The sequence below is a fragment of the Clavibacter sp. MX14-G9D genome (assembly GCF_032917815.1).
GTDB lineage: Bacteria > Actinomycetota > Actinomycetes > Actinomycetales > Microbacteriaceae > Clavibacter > Clavibacter michiganensis_K.
The window spans coordinates 23,848-38,507 of sequence record NZ_JAVCVL010000009.1 but is presented as its reverse complement, the minus strand read 5'-3'; the positions used below and the strand labels follow the sequence as shown (position 1 = coordinate 38,507).

The 14,660-nt window shown below is 74.7% G+C and carries 14 protein-coding genes; 6 read left to right on the top strand and 8 right to left on the bottom strand.

Going from position 1 to position 14,660, the window contains the following annotated elements; translation table 11 throughout:
• Nucleotides 1-423 precede the first annotated feature (423 nt).
• The 4 genes from Q6969_RS02205 to Q6969_RS02190 form a co-directional block, all read right to left on the bottom strand.
• A complete protein-coding gene (locus Q6969_RS02205; protein ID WP_317228983.1) occupies nucleotides 424-1,446 on the bottom strand; it encodes a hypothetical protein in 1,023 nt (340 codons plus the stop codon).
• Nucleotides 1,443-2,810, bottom strand: a complete 1,368-nt coding sequence (locus Q6969_RS02200) for an ATP-binding protein (protein ID WP_317228982.1) — start codon at nucleotides 2,808-2,810, stop codon at nucleotides 1,443-1,445. The genes Q6969_RS02205 and Q6969_RS02200 overlap by 4 nt, the downstream gene beginning before the upstream one ends.
• Nucleotides 2,800-3,504 (bottom strand): response regulator transcription factor, encoded by a 705-nt coding sequence (locus Q6969_RS02195; RefSeq protein ID WP_317228981.1) that lies wholly within the window; start codon nucleotides 3,502-3,504, stop codon nucleotides 2,800-2,802. Before Q6969_RS02195 ends, Q6969_RS02200 begins: the two co-directional genes overlap by 11 nt.
• A gap of 98 nt (nucleotides 3,505-3,602) precedes the next feature.
• Nucleotides 3,603-4,850: a TRAM domain-containing protein gene (locus Q6969_RS02190; protein ID WP_317228980.1), complete on the bottom strand. Its 1,248-nt coding sequence runs from the start codon at nucleotides 4,848-4,850 to the stop codon at nucleotides 3,603-3,605.
• An 83-nt stretch (nucleotides 4,851-4,933) separates the two neighbouring features.
• Between Q6969_RS02190 and Q6969_RS02185 the strand changes: the two genes are divergently transcribed.
• On the top strand, nucleotides 4,934-5,605 hold the full coding sequence (locus tag Q6969_RS02185; RefSeq protein WP_317228979.1) for a Maf family protein: 672 nt from the start codon (nucleotides 4,934-4,936) through the stop codon (nucleotides 5,603-5,605).
• Nucleotides 5,606-5,617: 12 nt separating this feature from the next.
• On the opposite strand, the gene Q6969_RS02180 is transcribed toward Q6969_RS02185, so the two are convergent.
• Nucleotides 5,618-6,145 carry a hypothetical protein gene (locus Q6969_RS02180; RefSeq protein ID WP_317228978.1) on the bottom strand — a complete coding sequence of 176 codons (528 nt, stop codon included), beginning with the start codon at nucleotides 6,143-6,145 and terminating at the stop codon, nucleotides 5,618-5,620.
• A gap of 122 nt (nucleotides 6,146-6,267) precedes the next feature.
• On the opposite strand from Q6969_RS02180, the gene Q6969_RS02175 reads away from it, so the two are divergent.
• Nucleotides 6,268-8,037 carry a biotin carboxylase N-terminal domain-containing protein gene (locus tag Q6969_RS02175; protein WP_317228977.1) on the top strand — a complete coding sequence of 590 codons (1,770 nt, stop codon included), beginning with the start codon at nucleotides 6,268-6,270 and terminating at the stop codon, nucleotides 8,035-8,037.
• Between the two features lie 78 nt (nucleotides 8,038-8,115).
• Here Q6969_RS02175 and Q6969_RS02170 read toward each other — a convergent pair whose 3' ends face one another.
• On the bottom strand, nucleotides 8,116-9,555 hold the full coding sequence (locus Q6969_RS02170) for an NAD(P)H-quinone dehydrogenase (protein ID WP_094115357.1): 1,440 nt from the start codon (nucleotides 9,553-9,555) through the stop codon (nucleotides 8,116-8,118).
• An 89-nt stretch (nucleotides 9,556-9,644) separates the two neighbouring features.
• On the opposite strand from Q6969_RS02170, the gene Q6969_RS02165 reads away from it, so the two are divergent.
• The 4 genes from Q6969_RS02165 to Q6969_RS02150 all read left to right on the top strand — a co-directional run bounded on the left by Q6969_RS02165 (nucleotide 9,645) and on the right by Q6969_RS02150 (nucleotide 13,960).
• Nucleotides 9,645-10,472, top strand: coding sequence for a purine-nucleoside phosphorylase (locus Q6969_RS02165; RefSeq protein WP_317228976.1), 828 nt, complete (start codon nucleotides 9,645-9,647; stop codon nucleotides 10,470-10,472).
• On the top strand, nucleotides 10,469-12,172 hold the full coding sequence (locus Q6969_RS02160) for a phospho-sugar mutase (protein WP_317228975.1): 1,704 nt from the start codon (nucleotides 10,469-10,471) through the stop codon (nucleotides 12,170-12,172). Before Q6969_RS02165 ends, Q6969_RS02160 begins: the two co-directional genes overlap by 4 nt.
• Before the next feature lie 88 nt (nucleotides 12,173-12,260).
• Nucleotides 12,261-12,902, top strand: coding sequence for a MerR family transcriptional regulator (locus Q6969_RS02155; protein WP_317228974.1), 642 nt, complete (start codon nucleotides 12,261-12,263; stop codon nucleotides 12,900-12,902).
• Complete coding sequence (locus tag Q6969_RS02150; RefSeq protein WP_317228973.1) at nucleotides 12,899-13,960, top strand: hypothetical protein; 1,062 nt, start codon at nucleotides 12,899-12,901, stop codon at nucleotides 13,958-13,960. Before Q6969_RS02155 ends, Q6969_RS02150 begins: the two co-directional genes overlap by 4 nt.
• Here Q6969_RS02150 and Q6969_RS02145 read toward each other — a convergent pair.
• Both Q6969_RS02145 and Q6969_RS02140 read right to left on the bottom strand, forming a co-directional pair.
• Nucleotides 13,909-14,181, bottom strand: coding sequence for a PTS sugar transporter subunit IIB (locus tag Q6969_RS02145; RefSeq protein ID WP_317228972.1), 273 nt, complete (start codon nucleotides 14,179-14,181; stop codon nucleotides 13,909-13,911). The two genes, Q6969_RS02150 and Q6969_RS02145, sit on opposite strands and share 52 nt — an antisense overlap.
• The gene (locus Q6969_RS02140; RefSeq protein ID WP_317228971.1) at nucleotides 14,178-14,627 is read right to left on the bottom strand and encodes a PTS sugar transporter subunit IIA; all 450 of its coding nucleotides are present in this window, start codon (nucleotides 14,625-14,627) and stop codon (nucleotides 14,178-14,180) included. The genes Q6969_RS02145 and Q6969_RS02140 overlap by 4 nt, the downstream gene beginning before the upstream one ends.
• Nucleotides 14,628-14,660 lie beyond the last annotated feature (33 nt).

Genomic DNA, 14,660 nt, shown 5'->3' with positions numbered 1-14,660 from the left:
GCAGCCGGCGGCCGAGCAGCCCGTGCGACGCGCGCCCGACGCGTGGCAGCGGTCCCAGCGCGGCGTCCGAGGGACGCTCGTCCCCGGCGCCGGGCGCTGGCGCGGCTTCTCGGCCTGATCGGAGCCGTCCGGCCCGGCGGGCCGTGTCCCCCCATTTGCCGACTTGGCCCGCCCCTCCCGTTCCGTGAGACTCGTCCTGCTGGGGGACCCGCATCGCGGGTCGGTCAACAGGCGTCGTCCAACTGTGGTGAGCAGACGACGCCAAGGGGGCGGATCATCCTGGTGCTCGGGTCATCGGGATGACCGGAGAGGCGCGGAGGCGGACGGTGCAGGCACCGGCCCCGCGCCTCTCAGCACCACCCGCCGGCAGCGCCGGACCGGCAGCACGCTCGTCGACAGCGCCAGCCGCCTCGACGGGCGCTATCAGCCGCGCGGGCGCGGGATCTCGAGCCAGAGGTCGACCTCGTCGTCCAGGTCGTCGCTCCCCAGGAGGCTCGCGCTGCCGTCGCCGGCCACGCTGAGACCCACCACGGTGATCGCCGTGTCGGAGCCCTCGGGCACCGTGCGGGCGATGATCTTGTCCGCCCGGGTGTCCCGCACGGCCTCCGCCAGCCGGTCGAGCACGACGTCGCGCGTCGCGTCGTCGAGGTCGTCGATGCCGCCCTCGTCGAGGAGCGTGACGACCGTGCCCCGCCGGCGCGCGAGCATCACCTGCTCGCGGACGGCGTCGTTGAGCAGCGTCCGGCCGCGGATCTCGTCGCGGATGGCGCCCTCCAGGTAGAGGCACTCCTGCCGCTCCTCCGGCGACAGGTCGCCGCCCGTCTCCACGATGCGCCGGAGCATCGGGACCGCCATGCGGCTCGTCTGGCGCAGCCGGAACTGGCGCTCGTAGAGGTGCGCCTCCTGCGCGGCCTGCCAGTCGGCCGCCTCGCGCTCGGCGCGGTGGAACTGGCGGGCGTCCCGCGCGGCCTTGGCCAGCGCGTGGGCGAGGACGTGGGAGATGGCGACCCAGAGCGCGCTGCCCGTGACGCCGAAGTCGACGAGGCCCGCGGGGCCCGTCCAGAGGACCATCTGCACCGCGAGGATGACGATGCCAGCCCAGGCGAACCCCTGCCGCCGCCGGGCGGACGTGATGGTCATGAGCGTCCCGACCGCCGCGACGTGCCAGGTCGAGAACGACGGGACCGAGCCCGCGGTGAGCTGGCTCGTCACGAGCACCGGGACGACGGTCGCCACGGCGAGGTTGAACGCCGCGAGCCACACGGGCATGACCGTGGGGCTGGTCGGCCAGAGGCTCATCGTCGTCGCGACGAGGTAGAGGGCGACCGCGACGAGGGTGACGGCGGGATCTGCGGGGGCCGCGATCGCGACCAGTGCCAGGACCACGTGGTACGCGGAGAACAGGGCCGCGAGGCCGAGGATGATGGAGCGCGGGACGACGATCATGCGCGGTCCCCCGCCCGCTCGGGGCGTGCCTGCGGACGCGCGGCGGCCGCGTCCGGGACGACGTCGCCGGGGATCGGCGGGACGGCGGGCGCGGACGCCGCGGCGCCTTCGGGCGCCGGCCAGCGGATCCGCACGGCGGTGCCCTCGCCCGGCGCCGACTCGATGGTCACGAGGCCGCCGGCCTGCGCGACGCGCTCCTTGATGGACACGCGCAGCCCCAGGCGCTCCGTGGGGATGCGGCGCTGGTCGAAGCCCGCGCCGTCGTCGACGACGTCGATGGCCACCCCCTCGTCGCCGTGGCCCGAGATCACGAGCCGGCGGGTGATGGTCTCCGCCGAGGTCCCGGCGTGCTGGAGGCTGTTCATCATCGCCTGCACGGCCGCGGAGTAGACGGCCTCCGCCGTGGCGACCGGCACGGTGCGCGTGCCGAGGTCGCGCGTCTCGAGCACGAACGGGGCGGAGAGCGCGGACGCCGCGTCCACGATGCGCTTGGTCACGGCGCGGAGCGGCACGGAGGCATCGTCGTCCGTCCCCTGCTCCGCCGCGGCGAGGTGCCCCATGGCGTTCGCGGCCATGGTCGCGGCGAGGGCGCGCGCGGCCGGGTCCACGGTGCGCGCCGCCGAGAGCAGGGTCGTGAGGACGCTGTCGTGCACGATCGCGTCGACCTGCACGCGCTCGACCTCCGTGGCGTGCTGCCGCACCGCGTGCGAGTACCGCGTCAGCGCCGTCCCCTGCGCCCAGTCCACGCCGAGCGCGGCCTGGCGGAGCACCGTGACGAGCATCAGGACGGACCCGCCGAGGATGATCGAGTACAGGACCTGCAGGAACGAGTCGAGGGGCGTGATGACGCCCTGGCGCACGATCACCTCGAGGAAGCCGAGGGACAGTGGGACGGCGACCGTGTAGAGGACGGCGATCCAGAGCCGGAACGCCATGGCGGCGCACGTCGTCGCGACCGTGAGCTCCTGGTACAGGAACGGCTGCGGCGTGGTCGCGTAGGTCGCCGGCTCGATCGCGAACGGCCACGTGGCGAGCGCGACGACGAAGACGAGGGCGACGGTCGCATGCGCCGGCACGACGCCGCGGCGGATGGCGCCGGCGACGCACGTCCAGACGAGGCCCCCGAAGAAGGCCGTCAGGAACGCGATGCTCCAGGCCGGGCGCATGACGTCCAGCTGCTGGCTGATGACCTGCACCGACTGGAGGGCGAAGAGCAGGCCGAACGCGCCCGCACCGCGGCCGAGGATCGTCTCGATGCGGGCGAGGCTGATGGGGTTGCCGGGGGTGCGCGGCGGCGCGCCGGCGAGGGCGCGCGTGACGGGTGCCGCGGGACGCGGCGCGCTGGCCGGTGGCCTAGCGGGCATCGCCGCCGTCCTGGTCCAGTCCCGGGAGGATGCCGTCCTCGACGGCGCGGCGGAGGAGGTCGACCTTGGTGGGCGCGGGCCTGCCGACCTCGACGTACTTCACGCGGATCCGGTCGAGGTACTCGCGCGCCGTGCTGTTCGCGATGCCGAGCTGCTGGGCCACGAGCTTCAGCGGCAGGCCGGACGCGTAGAGGTGCAGGACGTCGCGCTCGCGGCGCCCGAGCTGGGCCTTCGCGAAGTCGCGGTCGGCGTCGATGGCGGTCGCCCACTCGAGGTTGTTGAGCACGTCGCCGCGCGCGACCGTGGCGATGGCCGCCATCACGGTCTGCGTGGCGGACGACTTGGGGATCACGCCCGCGGCGCCGGCGGCCAGCGCCTCGCGGACGCTCGCGACCCGGTCGGCGATGCTGTGGACGAGGACGGCCGCGCCCGTGCCCTGGGCGGCCTTCACGTTGTCGGTGACCGTCGAGCCGTCGCCGAGCGACAGGTCGAGGACGACCACGTCGCACTCGCGCCCGACGAGCCCCTCGACGAGCTCGCGCGCGTCCGCCGCGGCGAGGATGAAGTCGTACCCGGCGTCGAGGCACGCGGCCTTGAGGCCGAGGCGCACCGACTCGTGGTCGTCGACCACGGCGACCCGGACGGGTGGACGGCCCTCGGCCGCCGGAGCGGGTCCCTGCGTGGTCTCGGTCATCCGGCTCCCCCGTCATCGCCTCTGCCGTCGTTCGCCGACGGTCCCCGAGGACACTGTATCGCCCGACCGGCCGGCTCCCGAGGCCGCGGAGGGCCCGGTCAGGAGGCGGCGGGCACCAGGACGGCGACGCTCTCGACGTGGTGGGTGTGCGGGAAGAGGTCGAACGAGCGCACCGACCGGAGCTCGTAGCCGCGCTCCGCGAAGAGCGACACGTCGCGGGCGAGCGCCACGGGATCGCAGGCCACGTAGACGACCTGGGCCGGGTGCAGCTCCGCGAGCGCGTCGACGACGACCTTCTTGGCGCCCGCGCGCGGCGGGTCGAGCACGACCGTCGCGCCCTGGAGGCGGCGGCGCTCGGCGGGACTCGCCGTGCGCGCCAGCCCCTGGAGGTAGCGGTCCACGCGCGCCGTGAGGGACGCGGCGCCCACCCACTCCGCGAGGTTGTCCCCCGCGAACTCGGTGGCGACCTCGTCGCTCTCGACGCTCGTGATGCGGACGGTGTCGCCGAAGCGGTCGCCCACGGCGGCGGCGAGCAGCCCGACCCCGCCGTAGAGGTCGAGGTTGGCGGCCCGCGGGTCGAACAGGGCCTCGTCGATGGAGGACTGGACGGCGTCGTACAGCGTCTCGGCGGCGCGGCGGTGCACCTGCCAGAAGCCGCCCGCCTCCAGCCGGAACTCGCGGTCGCGGACGCGCTCCGTGATCGTGTCCCGGCGCTGGGGCTTGCCGTCGATGAGGAGCATGCGCACGTGGCCGTCCGCGGGCGCGACGAGGTCGATGCCCTCGACGCCCGGGAAGCGCTGGCCGAACGGCGCGGCGCCGTTGACGCCCTCGGTGGCGAGCGGCAGCGACGTGACGGGGATGACGCGGTGCGAGCGCGAGGCGTAGGGGCCGACCGTGCCGTCGTCGTCGACGTGGAGGCTCACGCGGGTGCGCCAGCCGAGGCCGTCGGACTCGTCGTCGCCCGGCAGCGCCTGCACCTCGACGTCGCGGTCGACCCCCGCCATGCGGGACAGGGAGTCCACGACGACCTGCCGCTTCAGCTCGCGCTGGTGGGCCAGCGCGATGTGGCCGAGCTCGGCGCCGCCCACCCGGTCCTCGGGCGCGCGGTCGACGGAGGCCTCGGCCCAGACGTGCGGGCGGCGGTGCGGGGACGCGTCGAGGACCTCGACGGTGTCGGCGCGCCAGAAGGACTTCTTCGCGTCCTCCGTGATGCGCGCCCGGACCCGCTCGCCCGGGATCGCGTCCGAGACGAAGATCACCCGGCCGTCGTGCCGGGCGACGGAGACTCCCCCGTGCGCCATGTTGGTCACGTCCACCTCGACCTCGCGGCCCACCTGCTCACCCATCCCGCAACCCTGGCACACGCGGGCGCGGCGTCCGCACACGGGCCGCGCCCGGCGTCGTCCGGGGCGCGTGCCACCATGTCCGCATGCCCACGCGCCTGCACCTCGCCTCGACGTCCCCCGCCCGCCTGGCCCTCCTGCGCTCCGCGGGGATCGAGCCCGTCGTGCTGCCCTCCGCGGTCGACGAGCCCGCCGCCGTCGCCGCCGCGGAGGCGCGCCAGGGGCCGCTCGGCCCGGTGGACATGGTCCAGCTGCTCGCCCGGGCCAAGGCCGAGGCCGTGGTCGGGCAGCTCGTCGCGGGCGCTCCCCTCACGGGCCTCGTGCTCGGCGGCGACTCGGCCTTCGAGATCGACGGCGTGGTGCACGGCAAGCCGCACACGGCCGAGCGCGCCACGGAGCGCTGGCGCGCGCAGCGCGGCCGGCAGGGCCGCCTCCACTCCGGCCACTGGCTGATCCAGGTCGCCGACGGGCGCATCGTGCGCGGCGTCGGACGCGCCGCCGTCGCCGAGGTGCGGTTCCGCGACGACGTCTCCGACGAGGAGATCGACGCCTACGTCGCCACCGGCGAGCCGCTCCTGGTCGCGGGCAGCTTCACCATCGACAGCCTCGGGGCGGCGTTCATCGAGCGCATCGAGGGCGACCCGAGCACGGTCGTCGGCCTGTCGCTGCCGACCCTCCGCGGCCTCGTGCGCGAGCTCGGCCTGGGGTGGACCGACCTCTGGAACCGCGCGGGCGCCGTCGAGGCGCGCCTGGTCTGACCCCGAGGGGCCTCAGCCCATCCCCAGGACCTCGATGCGGTCGGTCAGGTACGCCGCGAGCGGCCGGGTCTCGTGGGCGTTCGGCCCCCACTGGACGCGCAGCTCGCGCCCCCGCAGCGAGAGGGGCCCGGAACCGCGGGCGAGCGCTGCCGCGTCGAGGTCGACGGGCTCCCAGTCGTAGTCGACGGCGTCGCCCTCCTCGAAGGAGCGGACCGCCCGACGCCGGGCCTCCTTGCGCGCCTCGACGCCGGAGTCGAGGCCCTGCGACCTGGTCGGCTCGACGGCGCGCGTGATGCTCCCGGTGCGGCGGAGGGACCCGTCGGCCGACAGCAGCAGCACGCCGAGCCGCCACGCGCGGCCGACGGGCACCATCCGCGGCTGGCGCTTGAGGGGGCCGATGGACCGCGGGACGCGCACCTCGGCGAGCGCCTCGTCCGGCGCGCCGCGGGCCTGGAGCTCCGCGACGGTGGCCCGCAGGAGCTCGGCGAGGTCGGCCGCGGCGCCTCGCGCGTCGTCGTCGTCCGGAGCGGGTGCCGTCATGTGTCGATCATGCCAGGGGCGGGATCCCGAGGACCTGTTGTGGGCGCGCGTACCCGCCGGGGCCGCATGTTTGTGGCGACCCTCCGAAGCCGGGCGCATCCCAGACCCTAGGCTGGGGTCCCATGACGCGTGTGAACAAGGTCCTCATCGCCAACCGGAGCGAGATCGCCGTCCGCATCATCCGGGCGGCGAGGGATGCGGGGATCGGCTCGGTCGCCGTCTACGCCGACCAGGACCGCGACGCGCTGCACGTGACGCTCGCCGACGAGGCCTACGCCCTCGACGGGCAGACGAGCGCCGACACCTACCTCGTCATCGCCAAGATCCTCTCCATCGCCCGCCGCTCCGGCGCCGACGCCGTGCACCCCGGGTACGGCTTCCTCGCCGAGAACGCCGACTTCGCCCAGCAGGTCATCGACGCCGGCCTCGTCTGGATCGGGCCGTCGCCGAGCGCCATCGAGCAGCTCGGCGACAAGGTCACAGCGCGCCACGTCGCCGAGCGGGTGGGCGCCCCGCTGGCGCCCGGGACGCTGAACCCGGTGTCCGGGGCCGCCGAGGTGCTCGACTTCGTCGACGTGCACGGCCTCCCCGTCGCCATCAAGGCCGCGTTCGGCGGCGGCGGCCGCGGCCTCAAGGTCGCCCGCACCCGCGAGGAGGTGCCGGAGCTGTTCGAGTCCGCCACCCGCGAGGCCGTCGCCGCCTTCGGCCGCGGCGAGTGCTTCGTCGAGAAGTACCTCGACCGCCCGCGCCACGTGGAGACGCAGTGCCTCGCGGACTCCGCGGGGACGGTCGTCGTCATCTCCACCCGCGACTGCTCGCTGCAGCGCCGCCACCAGAAGCTCGTGGAGGAGGCGCCGGCCCCGTTCCTCACGGACGAGCAGAACGCGCACCTCTACGCCGCCTCGAAGGCGATCCTCCGCGAGGTCGGCTACGTCGGCGCCGGCACGTGCGAGTTCCTCGTCGCGCAGGACGGCACCATCTCCTTCCTCGAGGTCAACACGCGCCTGCAGGTCGAGCACCCCATCTCCGAGGAGGTCACGGGCATCGACCTCGTGCGCGAGCAGTTCCGCATCGCCGCGGGCGGCCTCATCGACTACGACGACCCGGCGCCGCGCGGCCACTCCTTCGAGTTCCGCGTCAACGGCGAGGACCCGGGCCGCGGCTTCTTCCCCGCCCCCGGTCCGGTGCACGTGTTCCAGGCGCCCGGCGGTCCCGGCGTGCGCGTCGACTCGGGCGTCCGCGCGGGCGACGAGGTCTCCGGCGCGTTCGACTCGCTGCTCGCGAAGCTCATCGTCACCGGATCCAGTCGGGAGGACGCCCTCGAGCGCTCGCGCCGCGCCCTCGACGAGTTCGAGGTGCAGGGCCTGCCGACCGTGCTGCCGTTCCACCGCGCCATCGTGCGCGACCCGGCCTTCGCCCCGGCGGACGGCGCGCCCTTCTCGGTCTTCACGCGCTGGATCGAGACCGAGTTCGACAACGACATCGAGCCCTGGTCCGGTGCCCTCGCGGATGCCGGGGAGGCGCCCGCGCGCCGCACGGTCGTCGTCGAGGTGGGCGGCAAGCGCATCGAGGTGAGCCTCCCCGAGGACCTGGCCCCCGCGGCCGGTGCCGCGACCTCGCGCCGGGGTGCCGCGGCGCCCGCCCGGCGCAAGCAGGGCGGCGCGGTCGACACCTCGGGCGGCGGATCCGTGACGTCGCCCATGCAGGCGACCGTCGTGAAGCTCGCCGTCCAGGAGGGCCAGCAGGTCGTCAAGGGCGACCTGCTCGTCGTGCTCGAGGCCATGAAGATGGAGCAGCCCCTCACGGCGCACCGCGACGGCGCCGTCACGGGCCTCGCCGCCGAGGTGGGCCAGACCGTGCCGTCCGGGCACCGCCTGCTCGACATCGTCTGATCCCGCGCCACGCGACGACGGCCGGTCCCCGCGGGGACCGGCCGTCGTCGCGTGCGGGCCGCGCGGGCCGTGGGAGCGTCAGAGCACGATGTGCATGGCGCGGGCGGCGTCGGAGATGCTCCCGGAGAGCGACGGGTAGACCGTGAACGCCCGGGCGACGTCGTCGACCGTGAGACGGTGCTCGACCGCGAGCGCGAGCGGGAAGATCAGCTCGCTCGCCTTGGGCGCCACGATCACGCCGCCGATGACCGTGCCCGAGCCGGTGCGCGCGAACAGCTTCACGAAGCCGTCCTTGACGTTCTGCATCTTCGCGCGGGGGTTCGAGGCGAGCGGCAGCTTGTAGATGTCGCCCTGCGCGAGCCCCTCCTCGATCTGCTTCTGCGACCAGCCGACCGTGGCGATCTCCGGCTGCGTGAAGATGTTGGAGGTCACGTTGCGGAGCTCGGTGGGGCTCACCGCGTCGCCCATCGCGTGGTAGACCGCCGTGCGGCCCTGCATGGACGCGACCGACGCGAGCGGCAGGAACGTGGTGCAGTCGCCGGCCGCGTACACGCTCGGCACGGAGGTGCGCGCCACGCGGTTCACGCGGATGTGGCCGGAGTCGCTCAGCTGGACGCCCGCCTCCTCGAGGCCGATCCCGGCGGTGTTCGGCACGGATCCGACCGCCATGAGGCAGTGGCTGCCCTCGACGACGCGGCCGTCGGTCAGCGTCGCGACCACGCGGTCGCCGTCGCGCACGACCGACTCGGCACGGGACTTCGAGAGCACGGTCATGCCGTTGCGCGTGAAGACGTCCTCGATGACGCGGGCCGCGTCGGCGTCCTCGCCCGGCAGGACCTGGTCGCGGGAGGAGATGAGCGTGACCTTCGCGCCGAGCGCCGTGTAGGCGGAGGCGAACTCGGCCCCGGTGACGCCGGATCCGACGACGATGAGGTGCTCGGGCACCGAGTCCATCGTGTAGAGCTGCGTCCAGGTGAGGATGCGCTCGCCGTCGGGTCGCGCGGTGTCGAGGATGCGGGGGCTGGCACCCGTGGAGATGACCGTGGTGTCCGCGTCGATCTCGTCGAAGTCGGTGCCGCCGCCGCCGCGTCCCGTGGAGACGACGACGCGGTTCGGGCCGTCGAGACGCCCCTCGCCCTGGACGATGCGCACGCCCGCGCGGATGAGGCTCGACTTCATGTCCTCGGACTGCTGGCGCGCGAGGCGCAGGAGCCGGTCGTTGACCGCCTGCAGGTTGACGGCCACCTCGGGCCGGACGGGGCGGCGGCTCTGCTCGCCGCGGGAGAAGAACTGGACGCCGAGGTCGGCTGCCTCGCCGAGCGCGTTCGTGGCCTCGGCGGTGGCGATGAGGGTCTTCGAGGGGACCACGTCGGTCATGACGGCGGAGCCGCCCACGCCGACGCGCTCCACGAGCGTCACCTCGGCGCCGAGCTGCGCGCCGGCGATCGCGGCCTCGTATCCCCCGGGACCGCCTCCGAGCACGACGATCCTCTGCGTGGCCTCGAACTCGTATCCCATGCGCACATCATCCCGCAGGCCGCGCCCCCCGCGCGAACCGGGCCCGCGGCGGCCCGGACCGCGCCGAGGCGCGCATTTAGGATCGGGGGATGACCTACAGCAACCCCCTCGAGGCGCCCGACGCCGACCCCCAGGAGATCGCGCGCGAGGCGGCCCGGCAGATCGCCGAGCTCACGGGCGTCGAGCGCCACGACATCGCCCTCACGCTCGGCAGCGGATGGGGGCGCGCGGCGGACCTCCTCGGCGAGACCACCGCCACCATCCCCGCCACGGAGGTCGTCGGCTTCTCGAAGCCCGCCCTCGAGGGGCACGTCGGCTCGCTGCGCAGCATCCTCCTGCCGTCCGGTCGGCGTGCCCTCGTCATCGGCGCGCGCACGCACTACTACGAGGGCCACGGCGTCCGCCGGGTCGTGCACAGCGTCCGCACCGCGGCGGCGACCGGCGCCACCACGATGATCCTCACGAACGGCGCGGGCGGCATCCGGCGCCACTGGACGCCGGGCACGCCCGTGCTCATCAGCGACCACATCAACCTCACCGCGGACTCGCCGCTCGAGGGCGCCACGTTCGTCGACCTCACCGACCTCTACTCCGCGCGGCTCCGCGCCATCGCGCACGAGGTCGAGCCCGACCTCGACGAGGGCGTCTACTGCCAGTTCCGCGGCCCGCACTACGAGACGCCTGCGGAGGTGCGCATGGCTGAGGCCATCGGCGGGCACATCGTGGGCATGTCGACCGCGCTCGAGGCCATCGCCGCCCGCGAGGCGGGCATGGAGGTGCTCGGCATGTCGCTCATCACGAACCTCGCCGCGGGGATCCAGGAGACCCCGCTCAGCCACGAGGAGGTCATCGAGGCGGGCCGCGCCGCCGAGGGCCGCATCGGCGGGATCCTCGCCCGCATCGTGGGCGCCCTGTGAGCCGCGAGGAGACGCCGGCGCTGGTCGCCGCGGCGCGCGCGTGGCAGGCCCAGGACCCGGATCCGGTCACCCGCGCCGAGGTCGACGAGCTGCTCGCCGCCCTCGACGGGTCGGTGCCCGCCATCTCCGCGGCCGACCGGGAGCAGGCGGCGGCCGGCCTCCGCGACCGGTTCCAGACGCGCCTCCAGTTCGGCACCGCGGGCCTCCGCGGCGAGCTGGGGGCGGGACCCAACCGCATGAACCGCGTGCTCGTCTCGCAGGCGGCGGCCGGGTTCGCCGACTACCTGCGCAGCCGCAGCCCCCGCCCGAGCATCGTCATCGGCTACGACGGCCGGCACAACTCGCGCGTCTTCGCCGAGGACACGGCGCGGATCATGGCCGGCGCGGGCGTGCGCACGGTGCTGCTCCCCCGCGCGCTGCCGACGCCCGTGCTCGCGTACGCCGTCAAGCACCTCGCGGTGAGCGCCGGGGTCATGGTCACGGCCTCGCACAACCCGGCCCGGGACAACGGCTACAAGGTCTACCTCGGGGACGAGGACCACGGCGCCCAGATCGTCAGCCCCGCGGACCGCGACATCGCCGCCTTCATCCACAAGGCCGCCGGCGAGCGCACGGTGCAGCAGCTGCCCGTCGCCGACGACTTCTCCCTGGCGCCGGAGTCGCTCGTCGACTCCTACGTGGAGGAGACCGCGGCCCTGTTCGCCGCCCCGCTCGCGCCGCTCACCTGGGTCTACACGCCGCTGCACGGCGTCGGGTGGGAGACGGCGGCGCGCGTGTTCGACGCGGTGGGCGTCGACCGGCCGGTGCTCGTCGCCGCCCAGGCGGATCCCGACCCCGACTTCCCCACCGTCGACTTCCCGAACCCGGAGGAGCCGGGCGCGCTCGACCTGGCGTTCCAGGCGGCCGTGGAGTCGGACGCGGAGCTCATCATCGCCAACGACCCCGACGCGGATCGGCTGGCCGTCGCGATCGCCGACGAGCACGGCGCCTGGCGGCGGCTCTCCGGCAACGAGGTGGGCATGCTCCTCGGCCTCGGCATCGCGGAGCGCTACGCGGCCGACGGCGGCACCGGCACGTTCGCGTCGTCCCTGGTCTCCTCGCCCGCCCTCGAGGTCGTGGCGCGCGAGCTGGGCTTCGGGTACCGCGAGACGCTCACGGGCTTCAAGTGGATCAGCCGCGTGCCGGACCTCGTCTACGGCTACGAGGAGGCCCTGGGGTACCTCGTCGCGCCGTGGATCACGAGCGACAAGGACGGCATCTCGGCCGCCGTCGCGGTGCTGCACGGCGTCCTGCTGCTGAAGTCCCGCGGCCAGACCATCGACGACTACGACCGCGCGTTCGCCGAGCGCTTCGGCTCCTTCGCGAGCGACCAGATCTCGGTGCGCGTCACCGACCTCGCGGTCATCCCCCGCATCATGGCGAAGCTGCGGCAGTCGCCGCCTGCCTCGATCGGGTCGCGGAGGGTCGAGCGCATGGACGATCTCGCGGAGGGCTCGGCCGACCTGCCGCCGAGCGACGTGCTCCGATTCCACCTGGGCGACGGGGCGCGCCTCATCGTGCGCCCGAGCGGCACGGAGCCGAAGATCAAGGTCTACCTCGACGCGCAGAGCACCGACGGCACCGTCGCGGAGCGCCGCGACGCGGCCCGCGCGATCGTCGCCGACCTCGCGCAGGCCGTTCCCGCGCTGCTCGAGCTCTGACGGAGACGGATCCGCGGGCCGCGCCGGGCCCGCGGGTCTCGCCTCGCCCGCACCGGTAGTAGCACTATCAGTGCGCTAGCCTCGCGGCATGCGCATCACCGAGCTCGCCGCCGCCACGGGAGTGGCCCCCGCCACGGTCAAGTACTACGTGCGCGAGGGCCTCCTGCCCGCGGGCACCCGCATCAGCGACAACCGCACCGACTACGACGACGAGCACGCCCGCCGCGTGCGGCTGATCCGCGCCCTCATCGACGTCGGCCGGCTGCCCGTCGCGCGGGCCCGCGAGGTGCTCGCCGTGCTCGACGACGACGCCCGGCAGGTGCAGGACGTCTTCGCGGTCGCGCAGGACGCCCTCACGCCCGGACCACCGCCGACCGAGGCTCCCCCGGCCGAGGCGCTCGCGCGCGTCGACGCCGCCACCGAGCACGCCGGCTGGTGCGTGCTCGAGGGCCACGCGGGACGCGCGCAGGCCGCGCGCGCCGTGGACGCCTTCGAGCGCTCGGGGCACCGCATGGACGACGGCTACCTCGCGCGGTACGCCGAGGCCGCGGGGATCCAGGCCGCGGCCGACCTCGACGCCGTGCGGCACCGGGCCGACCGCACCGCCATGGCCGAGCTGATGGTCGTCGGCACGGTGCTCGGCGACCAGCTCGCCGCGGGGCTCCGACGCGTCGCCCACGCCACCGTCTCCATGCCCGGCCGTGCCGGCGCGACGGACGGCGCGGCATGATCCGCCGGGCGTACGCCTGGCACCGGCCGCTGATGACCGTGGCCGCCGTCATGCTCGTGCTCGCCGCCGTCAGCGTCGTCGGGCGGATGGTCGACGACCGCATCGTCACGGGAGCGCCCGTGTGGGACAAGCCGGCGAAGTTCTCCCTGTCGATCCTCGTCTACGCCGTCTCGTGGGCCTGGCTCATCGTGCGGCTCCCCCGGCACCGCGTCGCCGCGCACCGCCTCGGCACGGTCGTCGCGGTCGCGCTCCTCGTCGAGCAGGCCGTGATCGTCGGCGCCGCAGCGGCCGGCACCACGAGCCACTTCCTCGTCGCCACGCCCCTCGCCACCGCGCTGTGGGCCGTGATGGCCGTCTCGATCACGGTGCTGTACCTCTGCACGTTCCTCACGACCCTCGCCGTGCTCCGGCTGCGGCTCCCGGATCCCGCCGTCACCCTGGGCATCCGCGCCGGCGCCGCGATCGCGCTCGTCGGCATGGGCCTCGCCTACCTGATGACGTCGCCGACCGCGGCGCAGCTCGCCGACTTCCACGGGGTGTCGGGCGCGCACACGGTCGGCGGGCCGGACGGCGGCGCGGGCCTCGCGGTCCTCGGCTGGAGCACGACCGGGGGCGACCTGCGGATCCCCCACTTCGTCGGCATGCACGCGCTGCAGCTCCTGCCCGTCGCGGCGCTCGTCCTCGGCGCCGCCGGGCGTCGGATCCCCGCGCTCGCGCCGGACCGCGTGCGCGTGCGGCTGACGGCGATCGCCGCCGCCGCGTACCTCGCGGTCGTCGCGCTGGTGGCCGTGCAGGCGCTGCGGGCCGAGCCCGTCACGGCGCCGTCCGCCGCGACCCTGACGGCGGCCGCCGTCATCGTGGCGGCGGCCCTCGTCGCCGCGGCCATGGCGGTCGTGCGGGGAGGGCCCGGGGACGAGGCCGTGATCCCGGACCACGACCGGGCCGGGACGCCAGAACTCGCCCCGACGGCACGGCCGACCGGGACGGCACGGCCGACCGGGACGGATCAGCCCAGCGCGGCGTCGAGCTTGGCCGAGATCTCCTCGAGGTCGAAGTAGTTGTCGATCACGACGACGTCCGCGTAGGTGGCGCCGATGCGGTCGACCAGCTCGGGCGACGTGAGGATGACCTGCGCGTCCTCCGCGACGGTCCCCACGCTCGCCAGGTCGGCCGCCGTGACGTCGGCCTCGATGCCGAGGCGGGCCAGCGCCCGCTCGGCGTTGACCTTGAGGATCCCGGACGTGCCGATCCCCACGCCGCAGATCGTGACGACCTTCATGCGCTCTCCTCGCCGGCCATGATGCGCCGGACCTCGTCGGTGGTGGTGGCGGCGCGCAGCCGCGGGATGGCGGTGGCGTCGTTGAAGATGTTGGCGAGGTCCGCGACGGACGACACGTGCCGGTCGACCGTGGTGACCGAGAGCCCGACGACGACGTCGACCGGGTCGTTGTGCGCGTGGCCGAAGGGCACGGGGTCCCGCAGGACGACGACCGCCAGGCCGTCCTCCAGCGTCTCCGGCCCGGGACGCGCGTGGGCGAGCGCGAGGCCGGGCGCGATGACCACGTAGGCGCCGAACTCCTCGATCACCCGGATCATGGCGTCGGCGTAGTCGGCCGTGGCCGCGCCGGATCGCACCAGCGCGTCGCCGGCGAGGCGCACGGCGGCGCGCCAGTCGTCGGCCGCGGCGCCGATGGTGACGGCGTCGTCCGGGAGCGGTGGGAGCACGGGGAGCGGCCTCTCTGCCTGACGGGTGGACGG

Excerpts from the sequence above, each read along its gene's own strand:
- Q6969_RS02205 (WP_317228983.1), bottom strand. The coding sequence starts at position 1,446 with ATGATCGTCGTCCCGCGCTCCATCATCCTCGGCCTCGCGGCCCTGTTC.
- Q6969_RS02200 (WP_317228982.1), bottom strand. The coding sequence starts at position 2,810 with ATGCCCGCTAGGCCACCGGCCAGCGCGCCGCGTCCCGCGGCACCCGTC.
- Q6969_RS02195 (WP_317228981.1), bottom strand. The coding sequence starts at position 3,504 with ATGACCGAGACCACGCAGGGACCCGCTCCGGCGGCCGAGGGCCGTCCA.
- Q6969_RS02190 (WP_317228980.1), bottom strand. The coding sequence starts at position 4,850 with ATGGGTGAGCAGGTGGGCCGCGAGGTCGAGGTGGACGTGACCAACATG.
- Q6969_RS02185 (WP_317228979.1), top strand. The coding sequence starts at position 4,934 with ATGCCCACGCGCCTGCACCTCGCCTCGACGTCCCCCGCCCGCCTGGCC.
- Q6969_RS02180 (WP_317228978.1), bottom strand. The coding sequence starts at position 6,145 with ATGACGGCACCCGCTCCGGACGACGACGACGCGCGAGGCGCCGCGGCC.
- Q6969_RS02175 (WP_317228977.1), top strand. The coding sequence starts at position 6,268 with ATGACGCGTGTGAACAAGGTCCTCATCGCCAACCGGAGCGAGATCGCC.
- Q6969_RS02170 (WP_094115357.1), bottom strand. The coding sequence starts at position 9,555 with ATGGGATACGAGTTCGAGGCCACGCAGAGGATCGTCGTGCTCGGAGGC.
- Q6969_RS02165 (WP_317228976.1), top strand. The coding sequence starts at position 9,645 with ATGACCTACAGCAACCCCCTCGAGGCGCCCGACGCCGACCCCCAGGAG.
- Q6969_RS02155 (WP_317228974.1), top strand. The coding sequence starts at position 12,261 with ATGCGCATCACCGAGCTCGCCGCCGCCACGGGAGTGGCCCCCGCCACG.
- Q6969_RS02150 (WP_317228973.1), top strand. The coding sequence starts at position 12,899 with ATGATCCGCCGGGCGTACGCCTGGCACCGGCCGCTGATGACCGTGGCC.
- Q6969_RS02145 (WP_317228972.1), bottom strand. The coding sequence starts at position 14,181 with ATGAAGGTCGTCACGATCTGCGGCGTGGGGATCGGCACGTCCGGGATC.